General features: G+C 66.8%; 9 protein-coding genes. 4 read left to right on the forward strand and 5 right to left on the reverse strand.

Annotated elements, in window-relative coordinates; genetic code table 11:
• Positions 1–8 precede the first annotated feature (8 nt).
• Genes WK25_RS12615 through WK25_RS12625 form a run of 3 tightly spaced genes read left to right on the forward strand, consistent with a single transcriptional unit; the run spans position 9 to position 2,591 of the window.
• Positions 9–932, forward strand: a complete 924-nt coding sequence (locus WK25_RS12615; RefSeq protein ID WP_040141713.1) for a metal ABC transporter solute-binding protein, Zn/Mn family — start codon at positions 9–11, stop codon at positions 930–932.
• Entirely contained in the window at positions 929–1,816 is an 888-nt protein-coding gene (locus WK25_RS12620) for an ABC transporter ATP-binding protein (RefSeq protein WP_069241702.1), read from the forward strand. Before WK25_RS12615 ends, WK25_RS12620 begins: the two co-directional genes overlap by 4 nt.
• On the forward strand, positions 1,809–2,591 hold the full coding sequence (locus WK25_RS12625; protein WP_040141717.1) for a metal ABC transporter permease: 783 nt from the start codon (positions 1,809–1,811) through the stop codon (positions 2,589–2,591). The genes WK25_RS12620 and WK25_RS12625 overlap by 8 nt, the downstream gene beginning before the upstream one ends.
• Positions 2,592–2,696: 105 nt before the next feature.
• Here WK25_RS12625 and fghA read toward each other — a convergent pair whose 3' ends face one another.
• Together fghA and WK25_RS12640 are read right to left on the reverse strand one after the other, a co-directional pair.
• Positions 2,697–3,545: an S-formylglutathione hydrolase gene (fghA, locus tag WK25_RS12630; RefSeq protein WP_040141719.1), complete on the reverse strand. Its 849-nt coding sequence runs from the start codon at positions 3,543–3,545 to the stop codon at positions 2,697–2,699.
• Positions 3,546–3,804: 259 nt separating this feature from the next.
• Positions 3,805–5,271, reverse strand: a complete 1,467-nt coding sequence (locus WK25_RS12640; protein ID WP_069241704.1) for a xylulokinase — start codon at positions 5,269–5,271, stop codon at positions 3,805–3,807.
• 447 nt (positions 5,272–5,718) lie between these two features.
• Here WK25_RS12640 and WK25_RS12645 point away from each other — a divergent pair, with 447 nt between their 5' ends.
• The gene (locus WK25_RS12645; protein WP_040141725.1) at positions 5,719–7,095 is read left to right on the forward strand and encodes a nucleobase:cation symporter-2 family protein; all 1,377 of its coding nucleotides are present in this window, start codon (positions 5,719–5,721) and stop codon (positions 7,093–7,095) included.
• A gap of 267 nt (positions 7,096–7,362) precedes the next feature.
• Here the strand turns inward: WK25_RS12645 and WK25_RS12650 are convergent, their stop codons facing one another.
• The 3 genes from WK25_RS12650 to WK25_RS12660 are packed head-to-tail and all read right to left on the reverse strand — an operon-like array spanning position 7,363 to position 13,358.
• Positions 7,363–8,886, reverse strand: a complete 1,524-nt coding sequence (locus WK25_RS12650; RefSeq protein WP_040141728.1) for an efflux transporter outer membrane subunit — start codon at positions 8,884–8,886, stop codon at positions 7,363–7,365.
• Positions 8,886–12,086 carry an efflux RND transporter permease BpeB gene (bpeB, locus tag WK25_RS12655; RefSeq protein ID WP_040141730.1) on the reverse strand — a complete coding sequence of 1,067 codons (3,201 nt, stop codon included), beginning with the start codon at positions 12,084–12,086 and terminating at the stop codon, positions 8,886–8,888. The genes WK25_RS12650 and bpeB overlap by 1 nt, the downstream gene beginning before the upstream one ends.
• A 15-nt stretch (positions 12,087–12,101) precedes the next feature.
• Positions 12,102–13,358 carry an efflux RND transporter periplasmic adaptor subunit gene (locus tag WK25_RS12660; RefSeq protein ID WP_069241705.1) on the reverse strand — a complete coding sequence of 419 codons (1,257 nt, stop codon included), beginning with the start codon at positions 13,356–13,358 and terminating at the stop codon, positions 12,102–12,104.
• Positions 13,359–13,657: the final 299 nt, after the last annotated feature.

Below are 13,657 nucleotides of genomic sequence, written 5' to 3' on the forward strand. Positions count from 1 at the left end.
GGAGTTTCATGTCCATTGCCCTGAAGCGCGCGCCGCGGCGCGCCATGCCGCTTGCCCGCCTGTTCGCGGCCGCAGCCGCCGCGGCTGCGATGCTGTCGGTCGCCGCACCCGGTGTCGCGCAGGCCGCGGCCGTCAACGTCGTCGCCGCCGAGAACTTCTATGGCGACGTCGCGTCGCAGATTGGCGGCAGCCATGTCGCGGTAACGAGCATCCTGAGCAATCCCGATCAGGACCCGCACCTGTTCGAAGCGAGCCCGAAAACCGCACGCGCATTGCAGCGCGCGCAGCTCGTGATCTACAACGGCGCGAACTACGATCCGTGGATGAGCAAGCTGCTGTCCGCGTCGAAGCAGCCCAAACGCGCGACGATCGTCGTCGCCGACCTGGTCGGCAAGAAGGCCGGCGACAACCCGCACCTGTGGTACGACCCGGCCACGATGCCGGTCGCCGCACGCGCGATCGCGGCCGAGTTGGGCCGCGCAGACCCGGCGAACAAGGCCGACTACGACGCGAACCTGCAGAAGTTCATCGCATCGCTGAAGCCCGTCGACGACAAGATTGCCGCGCTGCGCGCGCAGTACAAGGGTGTGCCGGTGACGGCCACCGAGCCGGTGTTCGGCTACATGTCGGACGCGATCGGCCTCGACATGCGCAATCAGCGCTTCCAGCTCGCGACGATGAACGATACCGAGGCGAGCGCGCAGGACGTCGCCGCATTCGAAAACGACCTTCGCAACAAGCGGGTGCGCGCGCTGATCTACAACAGCCAGGCCGAAGCGCCGATGACCCGGCGCCTGCTGAAGATCGCGCGCGACGGCGGTGTGCCGAGCGTGAGCGTCACCGAGACGCAGCCGGCCGGCAAGACTTTCCAGCAATGGATGGCCGGCCAGCTCGACGCGCTCGCGGCCGCGCTTTCCGCCAGCAAGAAATGACCGCCACTCCCCACGCACTCTCGCTCGATCGCGTCACGCTCGAACTGGGCGGTCGCACTATCCTGCGCGACGCGAGCTTCTCGATCGAACCCGGCGAATTCGTCGGCGTGCTCGGACCGAACGGCGCAGGCAAGACCACGCTGATGCGCGCAGTGCTCGGCCTCGTTCCGGTCACGGGCGGCACGCTGTCGGTCGGCGGCGTGCCTGTCGAGCGCGGCAACGCGTCGATCGGCTACATGCCGCAGATCCGCAGCGGCCTCGCGAATCGCCGGATGCGCGGCTACGACTTCGTCGCGATGGCCGCCGACGGGCATCGCTGGGGGTTGCCGCACGCGAACGCGGCAACGCGGCGGGACGTCGATCGCGTGCTCGAGCTCGTCGGCGGCGCGGCGCTTGCGCGCCGGCCGCTGTCCGAGCTGTCGGGCGGCGAGCGGCAGCGGCTGCTGCTCGCGCAGTGCCTGCTCGGCAGCCCGAAACTGCTGCTGCTCGACGAGCCGCTGATCAGCCTCGATCCGAATCATCAGCGCGGCGTCGTCGAACTCGTGCGCAATGTGCAGCGGGAGCTCGGCATTACCGTGCTGTTTTCCGCGCACGAACTGAATCCGTTGCTGAACGCGCTCGATCGCGTGCTGTACCTCGGCAACGGCGTCGCGGCGCTCGGCACCGTCGACGAGGTGATCACCAAGCCGGTGCTGTCGCGGCTTTACGGGTCGCCGATCGACGTGATGCGCGTGAACGGCAAGATCTTCGTGATGTCCGGCGACGTCGAGATCGAGAAGCACGATCACGAACACGAGGAAGACGACGGCCACTCGCACGGCGGCGGCGGCCACGGCCATCACCACCACGGACACGCTCATCCCGGGCATTCGCACGATGTTTGAATACGATTTCATGATCAACGCGTTCGCCGCGTCGGGGATCGTCGCGGTGCTCGCGGGCATCGTCGGTTATTTCCTGGTGCTGCGCGGACAAACGTTCGCCGGCCATGCGCTGTCGCACGTCGGCTTCACCGGCGCAACCGGCGCGGTGCTGCTCGGCATCTCGCCGATCTGGGGAATGGTTGGTTTCACGCTCGCGGCCGGCATCGGAATGGGCGCGCTCGGCGAACGGCTCGCGGGTCGCGACGTCGCGATCGGCGTGATCCTGTCGGGCGCACTCGGCTTCGGCCTGTTGTTTCTGCACTTCTACACGTCGTTCGCGACGCAGGTCACCGCGCTGCTGTTCGGCAACGTGCTCGCGGTGAGCCACGACACCCTCGCGGTGCTGGCCGGCATCGGCGCGGTGAGCCTCGTCGCGCTCGCGCTGATCGCGCGGCCGCTGCTGTTCGCGTCGCTGCAGCCGGAGCTGGCCGAAGCGAAAGGCGTGTCGCTGCGCACGGTGTCGATGTTGTTCCTCGCGGTGTGTGCGCTCGCGGTGGCCGCGGCCACCCAGATCGTCGGCGTGCTGCTCGTGTTCACGCTGCTCGTCGGGCCGGCGGCGGCCGCGCAGAACGTGTCGACGCGGCTGTCGACCGGCGTCGCGCTCGCCGCGCTGTTCGCGCTGTTCGAAGCGTGGGTTGGCATCGCGCTCGCCTATCACACCGACTGGCCGACGAGTTTCTGGATTACGGCGTTGTCGGCGCTGGTGTATGGGGCGAGTTTGTTGCGGCGCCCCTGAACGTCGAGCGGCAATAACGAAAACGCCGGCGTGCCCGATGGGCAACGCCGGCGTTTTTTTGCGCGCGCTTCGCCGCGCGAAATGTGCGTTACCTGCTTGACGCGCTCATCGGGCCAGCACGCGCGCATGATGCGCAATGTGATCGGCGATGAACGTCGAGATGAAGTAGTAGCCGTGATCGTAGCCTTCATGGCGGCGCAGCGTCAGCGGCTGGCCTGCCTGTTCGCACGCGGCTTCGAAGACGTCCGGATTCAGCTGGTTCGCGAGAAACTGGTCGGCGAGACCCTGGTCGACGAGGATGCCGTCCGCGAACTTCGGCGCATCCGCGCGCGCGACGAGTTCGCTCGCGTCGTGCTGCTTCCATGCGTCGCGATCGTCGCCGAGGTAGCCCGCGAACGCCTTCTCGCCCCACGGGCAACGCGTCGGTGCGGCGATCGGCGCGAACGCCGACACCGAGCGATACAGCTCGGGATGACGCAGCGCGAGCGTCAGCGCGCCATGCCCGCCCATCGAATGTCCGAAGATCCCGAGGCGCGCGCCGTCAATCGGCAAAGCGGTCGTGACGAGCTCGCGCAACTCGCCGGTCACGTACGACTCCATCCGGTAATGCGTGGACCACGGCGCCTGCGTCGCGTCCACGTAAAAGCCCGCGCCGACGCCGAAATCCCACGCATCGGCTTCGCCGGGCACGCCAGCGCCGCGCGGGCTCGTATCGGGCATCACGAGCGCGACACCGTGTTGCGCCGCATACTGCTGCGCGCCGCCCTTGATCGCGAACGTCTCGTCGGTACACGTGAGCCCCGCGAGATAGAACAGCGCCGGCACGCGGCCGTGCGCGGCCTGCGGCGGCAGGTACACGGAGAATTTCATCGGCAGGCCGATGGCCGTCGAATCGTGGCGATAGAAGCGTTGCTCGCCGCCGTGGCAAGCATGCGAAGAAACGAGTTCGAGCATGGGATTCCCTTCCGTTCAATACAGCACGTTCGGGCGAAACGATTCGCCCTTCTTCATCGGATCGGCGCTGCCGCGGCACGTCTCGGCCGGCACGCGCACGATCGGGTCGCACCATGCCGCGACGCAGGCCCGGATGCGGCACGTCGAAGCCGCGGCGTGCCCGCCATGATCGCCGATCGCGCCGCGCATCGCGCACGCGAAACAGCCGCCGGCTTGCCGCGATGCGTCATCGCCGCTGCAAAGCGCCACGTGCCCGAGTTTAATCGCCGGTCGTGAACCATGCGTCGGTTCGCGCATACAGATCGACGAAACGCGCGTGACGGGCGGCGAGCGCCCGATCGTCGCGCGGTACGGCGACCGACGACGCGGCCGGGGCCAGCGCGCGCAGCGCGTCCTCGCGCCAGTGCCCGATCGCGACGCCGGCGAGCAGCGCCGCGCCGCGCGTCGCGGCGTTGGGGCAATTGACCGCGTCGAGCGATGCGCCGAGCGCATCCGCAAGCAACTGGCGCCAGCGCGGATCGACCGAACCGCCGCCGGCCAGACGCAGCGTCGTCACCGGATCGGTGCGGTTCGCATCGCGGATTGCGTCGAGCCCCGCGCGCAACGCGAATGCGACACCTTCGAATGCGGCACGCATCATCGCGCCGCGCGTGTCGCCGAGGCCGAGCCCGAGCCAGCCGCCGCGCGCATCGGGGTTCATCCACGGCGAGCGCTCGCCCGTCAGGTACGGCAAAAAGCACAACCGCTCGGACGCCGGCTGCGCGAACGCTTCGTCGTATGCGTCCGCCCACCGCGCATAGCCGAGCCAGCCGCGCACGGCTTCGAGCGCGAGCCCGACGTTCTGCATCGCGGCCATCGTGTAATAGCCGCCGCCCGCTGCCGTCCGATAGCGATGCAGCCCGCGCCGCGCGGGAGGCAAAGCGTGCGCGAGCACGACGATCTGGCCGCCGCTGCCGGTCGTCAGCAGCGCGTCGCCGGCTGCGACGAGCCCGCTGCCGAGCGCCGCGCACGCGGTATCGCCCGCACCGGTTGCAAGCGGCACGCCGGCCGGCAGCCCGAGTGCCGCGGCCGCCTTCGCGTCGAGCACGCCGCAGCGCGCGCTCGATGCGCGCACCGGCGCAAAGCGGTCTCGCGGCAGGCCGAACCTGTCGATCAGCGCCGTATCCCATGCCCCGTCCGGCGTCGCGAGTGCGGTCGCGCACGCATCGCTCGGATCGGCGGCGACGTCGCCGCCGAGCGCGACCCGCAGCCACTCCTTCGGCTGTACGACCCAGCGCGCTGCCTGCAGCGCATCCGGTTCATGTGCGGCCAGCCAGCGCAACAGCGGCCCCGCCATCCCCGGCGCGACGGGATTTGGGGCAACGGGCGCACCTGCGACGGACACGCCGGCGTCGTTCCAGGCGGCCGCGTCCGCTTCGCGCACCGCGCGCGTATCGGGCCACAGCATCGCGGGCCGCACCGGCTGCCCGGCCGCATCGATCGCTACGACGCCGTGCATCTGGCCCGAGAACCCGATTGCGGCGACCTGCTCGCGCTCGCCGGCCGGCAGCCGCGCAGCGGCGCGCACGAGCGCGTGCCACCACACGTCCGGCGCAATTTCCGCCCAGCCGGGCTGCGGTGACGACAACGCATAAGATTCGCTCGCGACTGCGCGCTCGACGCCATCGGCATCGAGCGTGACGAGTTTGATGGAGCCGGTGCCGAGGTCGATTCCGAGCAGGCGCATGACGGGTCGCGTATTCGAGTAAACGGATCCCGATGATAGCGGGATCGCGACATGCGGCCCGATCGGCGCAGCGTCTTTTGTAGCCGCGACGATGCACGAACGCGGCTGCCGGGCAGGTTCCACCGGGATGCACCGTGCCGGCGCGAACGCGTGCCCGCGGGTTAACCCGGCGCGATTTTCCACCGGTCGTTTTTGCCACTATGCCGAGGTCGCGATACACACCATAAAGACACCGATATTTGACACGGGGGTCCGCGCTATTTTGGACGGCTATAAAACCGGGGAACCTCACTCCAGCGGCAGTTTCCCGATGATCGACACCGCCCTTCATGCCGAAATGGCATATCGAACCAGCAAAGAACGGAATAGGACCCAGCGCTCTTGTTGCGATGTGGTATTCCGCATAACTTCGTACCACCCTGAAAACAAGATCATGGAGTGAGACAGATGCAATCGAACACGGTCCATCCGTGCGATGAGGTGCTGCCGACCGGCAAGCTTGTAACGCTTGGTCTGCAACACGTCCTCGTCATGTACGCCGGCGCCGTCGCCGTGCCGCTCATCGTCGGCGGCGCGCTGAAGCTGCCCAAAGACCAGATCGCGTTCCTGATCAGCGCCGATCTGTTTTCATGCGGTATCGCGACGCTGATCCAGACGCTCGGCCTGTGGATCTTCGGGATCCGGCTGCCGGTGATCATGGGCTGCACGTTCGCGGCAGTCGGCCCGATGATCGCGATCGGCACCAATCCCGGCCTCGGCATTCTCGACATCTTCGGCTCGACGATCGCGGCCGGCATCATCGGCATCGTGCTCGCGCCGATGATCGGCAGGCTGTTGCGATTCTTCCCGCCCGTCGTCGTCGGCACGGTGATCGCGGTGATCGGGCTGTCGCTGATGGAAGTCGGGATCAACTGGGCGGCCGGCGGCGTCGGCAATCCCGAATACGGTAGTCCCGTCTACCTCGGCCTGTCGCTGCTCGTGCTCACGCTGATCCTGCTGATCAACAAGTACGGTCGCGGCTTCATCGCGAACATCTCGGTGCTGCTCGGCATCGTCGCCGGCTTCGTGATCGCGTTCGCGATCGGCCGCGTGAACACGGACGGCGTCGCGCTTGCGCCGTGGGTCGGCTTCGTGATGCCGTTCCACTTCGGCATGCCGCACTTCGACCCGCTGTCGATCGCGACGATGGTCACGGTAATGTTCGTCACGTTCATCGAATCGACGGGGATGTTCCTCGCGGTCGGCGACATGGTCGATCGTCCGGTCAATCAGGAGCGCCTCGTGCGCGGCCTGCGTGTCGACGGCCTCGGTACGCTGATCGGCGGCATCTTCAACTCGTTCCCGCATACGTCGTTCTCGCAGAACGTCGGCCTGATCGGCGTGACCGGCGTCAAGAGCCGGTTCGTCTGCGCGACCGGCGGCGTGATCCTGGTCCTGCTCGGGCTGTTCCCGAAGATGGCGCAGGTCGTCGCATCGGTGCCGCCGTTCGTGCTCGGCGGCGCAGGCATCGTGATGTTCGGGATGGTCGCCGCGAACGGCATCAAGGTGCTGTCGAAGGTCGACTTCGTGACCAACGCGCACAACCTGTTCATCGTCGCCGTGAGCGTCGGCATGGGCCTCGTGCCGGTCGTGTCGCCGCACTTCTTCTCGAAGTTGCCGCCGGCGCTCGCGCCGATCCTGCACAGCGGCATCCTGCTTGCATCGGCCACGGCCGTGATCCTGAACATCGTGTTCAACGGCGTGAAGGGCGAAAAAGAAGCGCGTTGCGAAATCCGCCGCGCAGGGCACGACTTCGACGGACGTCCGGCCGACGTGCATCACTGATTGGTCTTGCAGCGGCCGCAGCCGAATGCTGCGGTGAAGGATAAAACGCCACGGCCTGCCGTGGCGTTTTGCTTTGCGGAGCGGGCCCGCGACGGCGGCGGCGATGCGTGCGACGCGGGCGACGATCCGCCTTCGCCGCACACGGCTCGCATCCATCGACCGCACCCAAAAAAAACGCCACGGACGAACGTCCGTGGCGTTGTCGCATCGAAGGTGCTGCAGCTGAGGCGACGCGGAGCGGTTCCCCGCCCGTGTCCGCCGCCGTGCTTACCCGTTCGTCGCGGTTGCCGACGCGCTCGCCGGTGCGGCCGCCTTGTCGTAGCCGGCCGTCTCGTCAGGCGCTCGCGGCGTCTCGCCGGCACGTTGGATCCAGCCGCCGCCCAGTGCGCGATACAGGTCGACGAGGTTCGTCCAGCGTGCGAGCCGTGCGCTGATCAGCGTCTGCTGCGCCGAGTAGAGATCGGTCTGCGCGGTCAGCACCGACAGATAGCTGTCGACGCCGTTCTTGTAGCGCAGGTCCGACAAGTCGAAGCGGCGCTGCTGCGCGTGCTCGTTGCGCTCGAGCGCCGCGATCTGCTGGTCGTACGTGCCGCGTGCTGCCAGCCCGTCAGACACTTCGCGGAACGCCGACTGGATCGCCTTCTCGTAGTTCGCGATCTCGATGCGCTTTTGCACGTTCGCGAGATTCAGGTTCGCGATGTTCTGCCCGCCTTCGAAGATCGGCATCGTGATCTGCGGCGCGAACGACCACGCCGCCGTGCCGGCCTTGAACAGCCCGCCAAGCGTCGGGCTTGCAGTGCCGAACGCGCCCGTCAGCGAGATGCGCGGGAAGAACGCCGCGCGCGCCGCGCCGATGTTCGCGTTCGCGGCAAGCAGCGTCTGCTCGGCCTGCATCACGTCGGGGCGACGCGTGAGCAGATCCGACGGCAGGCCCGCCGGCACGTCCGTGAGCAGGTTCTGCGCGTCGAGCGGCATGCCCGCCGGCAGATCGTCCGGCAGCGGCTCGCCGATCAGCAGCACCAGCGCGTTCAGCGCCTGCGCACGCGCACGCGCCTGCGCCTGCTGGTTCGCGAGCGCCGTTTCGACGACCGTCTGCGCCTGACGCAGGTCGAGCTCGGAGCCCGTACCGTTGTCGAACTGCAGCTTCGTCAGGTCGTACGACGCCTGCGCGGTCTTCAGCGTGTTTTCCGTGACCTTCAGCAGATCCTCGGTCGACAGCAGCGTCAGATATTGGTCCGCGACCTGCGACACGAGCGAGATCTCGGTCGCCTGACGCGCGTACGACGTTGCCAGATACTGTGCGAGCGCCTGGTCCTTCAGGCTCTGCACGCGGCCGAACAGGTCGAGCTCCCACGACGCGGACAGCCCGACGTTGTAGGTGCGCGAGATGTACGGCGCGCCGGTCTGCGACACGCCGCGCGGCACGCGCTGGATGTTGCCGGTGCCCGTACCGTCGAGCGTCGGGAACAGGCCCGCGCGCGTGATCTGGTACTGCGCGCGCGACGCCTCGATGTTCAGCACCGCGACGCGCAGGTCGCGGTTGTTCTTCAGCGCGATCTCGATCAGCCGCTGCAGGCGCGGATCGACGAAGAATTCGCGCCAGCCGATGGCGGTCGCCGCCTGGCCGTTCGCGCTGCGCGCGCCGGCAGCGCCGGGCTGCGTCGCATAGACGCCGCCCGACGGGTATGCCTGCGCGACGGGCGCGTCGGGCCGCGTGTAATGCGGCGCCAGCGTGCAGCCCGCGGCCAGGAGCGCGACTGCGATTGCAGTCAAAGCGTGTTTTTGCATCATCACTGTCCCTTGTTGCCTTCGTCGCCGTTGCCCGGTTTCTCTTCGTGATGCGAGTGCTCCTGAGCCAGGCGCAGCGCCTCGTCGACGTCTTCCTTCTCGCCGCTGAAGATCGCACGAATCTTCACGAAGAACATCGGGATCATGAAGATCGCGAGGAACGTCGCGGTGATCATCCCGCCGATCACGCCGGTACCGATCGCGTGCTGGCTCGCCGAACCCGCGCCGTTGCTGATCGCGAGCGGCATCACGCCGAGAATGAACGCGAGCGACGTCATCAGGATCGGACGCAGCCGCAGGCGCGCCGCTTCCAGCGCGGCCTCGATCGGCCCCATCTTCTCCGTCATCTGCAGTTCGCGCGCGAATTCCACGATCAGGATCGCGTTCTTCGCGGACAAGCCCACGGTGGTCAGCAGACCGACCTGGAAGAACACGTCGTTCTCGAGGCCGCGCATCGTCGCCGCGAGCAGTGCACCGATCACGCCGAGCGGCACCACCATGATCACCGAGAACGGAATCGACCAGCTTTCATACAGTGCGGCGAGACACAGGAACACCACGAGGATCGAAATCGCGTACAGCACCGGCGCCTGCGAGCCCGACTGGATTTCCTGGAACGACAGGCCCGTCCACGAGTAGCCGATACCGACCGGCAGCTTCTTCGCGAGCCCTTCCATCGCGGTCATCGCCTGGCCCGTCGACTTGCCCGGTGCGGCCTGACCCTGGATTTCCATTGCCGATACGCCGTTGTAACGCTCGAGCTTCGGCGAACCGTACGTCCAGTGACCGGTCGCGAACGCGCTGAACGGCACCATCCCGCCCGACCCGTTGCGCACGTACCAGATGTTCATGTCCTCCGGCGTCATCCGGAACGGTGCGTCGGCCTGCACGTACACCTTCTTGATCCGGCCGTCGGTGTCGAGGAAGTTGTTCACGTACTTCGACGCCCACGCGATCGAGAACGTCTGGTCGATCGCATCCGCGCTCACGCCGAGCGCGTTCGCCTTCTCGCGGTCGATGTCGACTTTGTACTGCGGCGTATCGTTCAGCCCGTTCGGACGCACGCCCTGCAGCGTCGGATCCTTCGCGGCCATCCCCAGCAACTGGTTGCGCGCGGCCATCAGCGCGTCGTGGCCGAGACCGGCGTTGTCCGTCAGCTCGAAGTCGAAGCCGGCGGCCGTGCCGAGTTCCGGAATCGACGGCGGGTTGAACGGGATCACGATCGCGTCCTTGTAGCTGCCGTAGCGGCCGAACATCCGGCCGATCAGCGCCTGGACCTTCTGGTTCGCGTGCTGACGCTGCGAGTAGTCCTTCAGCTTCACGAACACGAGACCGGAGTTCTGGCCGCGGCCGGCAAAACTGAAGCCGTTGACCGTGAACGCCGATTCGACGATTTCCTTCTCGTCCTTCAGCAGGTAGTCGGAAATGTTCGCGAGCGTGCGCGCAGTCGTTTCCTGCGTCGAACCCGACGGCGTCTGCACGATCACGAACATCAGGCCCTGGTCCTCATCGGGCAGGAACGACTTCGGCAGGCGCACGAACAGCAGCCCGACCGCGACGATCACGACCAGATAGATGATGAGCCAGCGGCCCGAGCGCTTGATCACGTGGTGCACGCCGACGTGGTACTTGTCGCGGCTGTTGTTGAACGTGCGGTTGAACCAGCCGAAGAAGCCCTTCTTCTCTTCGTGATGGCCCTGCGGGATCGGCTTGAGGATCGTCGCGCAGAGTGCGGGCGTCAGAATCAACGCGACGAGCACCGACAGCACCATCGCGGACACGATCGTCAGCGAGAACTGCCGATAGATCGCGCCCACCGAACCGCCGGAGAAAGCGACCGGCACGAACACCGCCGACAGCACGAGCGCGACGCCGACGAGTGCGCCGGTGATCTGGCCCATCGCCTTGCGGGTCGCCTCCTTGGGCGACAGCCCTTCTTCCGCCATCACGCGCTCGACGTTCTCGACCACCACGATCGCATCGTCCACCAGCAGACCGATCGCGAGCACGAGGCCGAACATCGACAGCGTGTTGATCGAGAAGCCGACCAGCGACATGATCGCGAACGTGCCGAGCAGCACGACCGGCACCGCGATCGTCGGGATGATCGTCGCTCGCAGGTTCTGCAGGAACAGATACATCACGAGGAACACGAGCACGATACCTTCGAGCAGCGTCTTGACCACTTCCTCGATCGACAGCTTCACGAACGGCGTCGTGTCGTACGGATACTTGACGACGAGGCCGTGCGGGAAGAACGGTGCGAGCTCGTCGATCTTCGCGCGCACGGCCTTCGCGGTCGCGAGCGCGTTCGCGTTGGTCGCGAGCTGGATACCGAGTGCCGCGGTCGGCTGACCGTTGTACTTCGTATCGAAGTTGTAGTTTTCACCGCCGAGGCCGATCTGCGCGACGTCCTTCAGGCGAACCTGCGAGCCGTCCTGGTTGACCTTCAGCAGGATGTTGCCGAACTGCTCGGGCGTCTGCAGCAGCGTCGATTCGGTGATCGTCGCCTGCAGCACGGTGCCCGGCTTCGCCGGCGTGCCGCCGATCTGGCCGCCCGCGATCTGCACGTTCTGCGCGGTGATCGCGCTCGTCACGTCGACCGGCGTGAGGCCGTAGTTCGTCAGGCGGTTCGGATCGAGCCAGATCCGCATCGCGTACTGCGAGCCGAACAGCGTGACGGTACCGACGCCGTTCAGGCGGCTGATCGGATCCTTCACGTGCGACGCGACAAAGTTCGCGAGGTCGTACTTGTTCATGCTGCCGTCTTCGGAGTTGAATGCGAGCACCAGCAGGAAGCTGCTGCTCGACTTCGTCACCGACAGACCGAGCTGCTGCACGACCTGCGGCAGAACCGGCGTCGCGAGCGACAGCTTGTTCTGCACCTGAACCTGCGCGATGTCGGCGTTGGTGCCCGGCGCGAACGTGAGCGTGATGGTCGCGTTGCCCGAGTCGTCACTCGTCGACGACATGTACAGGAAGTTGTCGAGACCGCTCATCTGCTGCTCGATCACCTGCGTCACCGTGTCTTCCACCGTCTTGGCGGAAGCGCCCGGGTAGTTCGCGGTGATCTGGATCGACGGCGGCGCGATCGTCGGATACTGCGCGATCGGCAGCGTGAAGATCGCCGCAACCCCGGCCAGCATCAGGATGATGGCGATCACCCACGCGAAGATCGGGCGATCGATAAAAAACTTTGCCATGAAACAGGCTCCCTGTTATTGCGCGCTCGACGCAGCGGCGGCGCTCGCCGGTGCTGCGCCCGAGGCGGCGGCACCCGAACCGGCCGCGGCCGGCGCCGCGGATGCGGCTGCAACGCCCGATGCCGCCGAGGCGGCCGGCAGCTGCGCCGGAACCGACTTCACGGTCGCACCCGGACGCACCTTGTCGACGCCCTGCACGATCACGCGGTCGCCCGCCTGCAGACCGCCCTCGACGATCCAGTTCTGCCCCTGGATGCCGGTCGTCTTCAACGGACGCGGCTCGACCTTGTTGCTCGCGTTCACGACCATCGCGATCGCCTGGCCCTTCTGGTCGTGCGTGACGCCGATCTGCGGCACCAGGAACGCGTTCTCGTTCACGCCTTCCTCGATGCGTGCGCGCACGAACATCCCCGGCAGCAACACGCGGCCCGGGTTCGGAAACACCGCGCGGATCGTGACCGAACCGGTCGTCTGGTCGACGGTCACATCGGAGAACTGCAGCTTGCCCGGCTCCGAGTACGTCTTGCCGTCCTCGAGAATCAGCGACACCTTCGCCGCACCCGGGCCGCTCGTCTTCAGGCGGCCGCTCTGCACGTCCTGACGCAGTTTCAGCCCGTCTAGGCTCGACTGCGTGAGGTCGACATAGACCGGATCGAGCTGCTGCACCGTCGACATCAGCGTCGCCTGGCTCGCCTGCACGTACGCGCCCGGCGTCACCTGCGAAATGCCGACGCGGCCGGTGATCGGCGAAACGACGTCCGTATAGCCGAGGTTGATCTGCGCGGTCTCGACCGCTGCCTTGCCGGCTGCGACGTCCGCCGCCGCCTGCCCTTGCGTGGCGACCGCGTTGTCGTAGTCCTGCTTGCTGACCGCATTCGCGGCAACCAGCACCTTGTAGCGCGCGACCAGCGCGTTTTGCGTGACGAGGTTCGCCTGCGCCTTCGCGAGCGTCGCCTTCGCGCTGTTCAACTGCGCGAGGTACGGCGCGGGATCGATCTTGTAGAGGCGCTGGCCGGCCTTGACGTCGCTGCCTTCGGTGAATTCACGACGCAGCACGATGCCGTCGACCCGCGCGCGGACCTGCGCGACGAGGAATGCACTGGTGCGGCCCGGCAGTTCGGTGAAGACCGGTACGGCTTGCGGCTGGACGGTGACGACGCCGACTTCCGGCGTTTGCGGCGGCGGTGCCGATTCTTTTTTCCCGCACGCGGCCAGGAAAACGGCGGCCGTCGCGACAGTGAGTAAGCGGTATGGAACCCGTTCGACGCGCATGGAGCGACCTCTGTGTATAACCAATGGAATGAGTGCGGCGCCCGGACGGAGCGCCACACGGATGCGCCTCGCGGCGCTGATCGAACACCTGAATTGCTGGACTACTGGATACAGCAAGTCGGCACGAGACCTCCATGCCGACGAGATGCCGCGAACTGCGGACTTGTACTAGGGCGGGAATCAGCAGAGTGGGATATTAACTGATTGCCACTTGGGTCATTCGATCGTAGGGTGGTATTGTATATACATTCACGAATGTATGTAAAAAGCCCGCTCGCCCGCCCCCGCCCGTTCAGTCT

Origin of the sequence: Burkholderia latens, assembly GCF_001718795.1 — a bacterium.
GTDB classification, from domain to species: domain Bacteria; phylum Pseudomonadota; class Gammaproteobacteria; order Burkholderiales; family Burkholderiaceae; genus Burkholderia; species Burkholderia latens_A.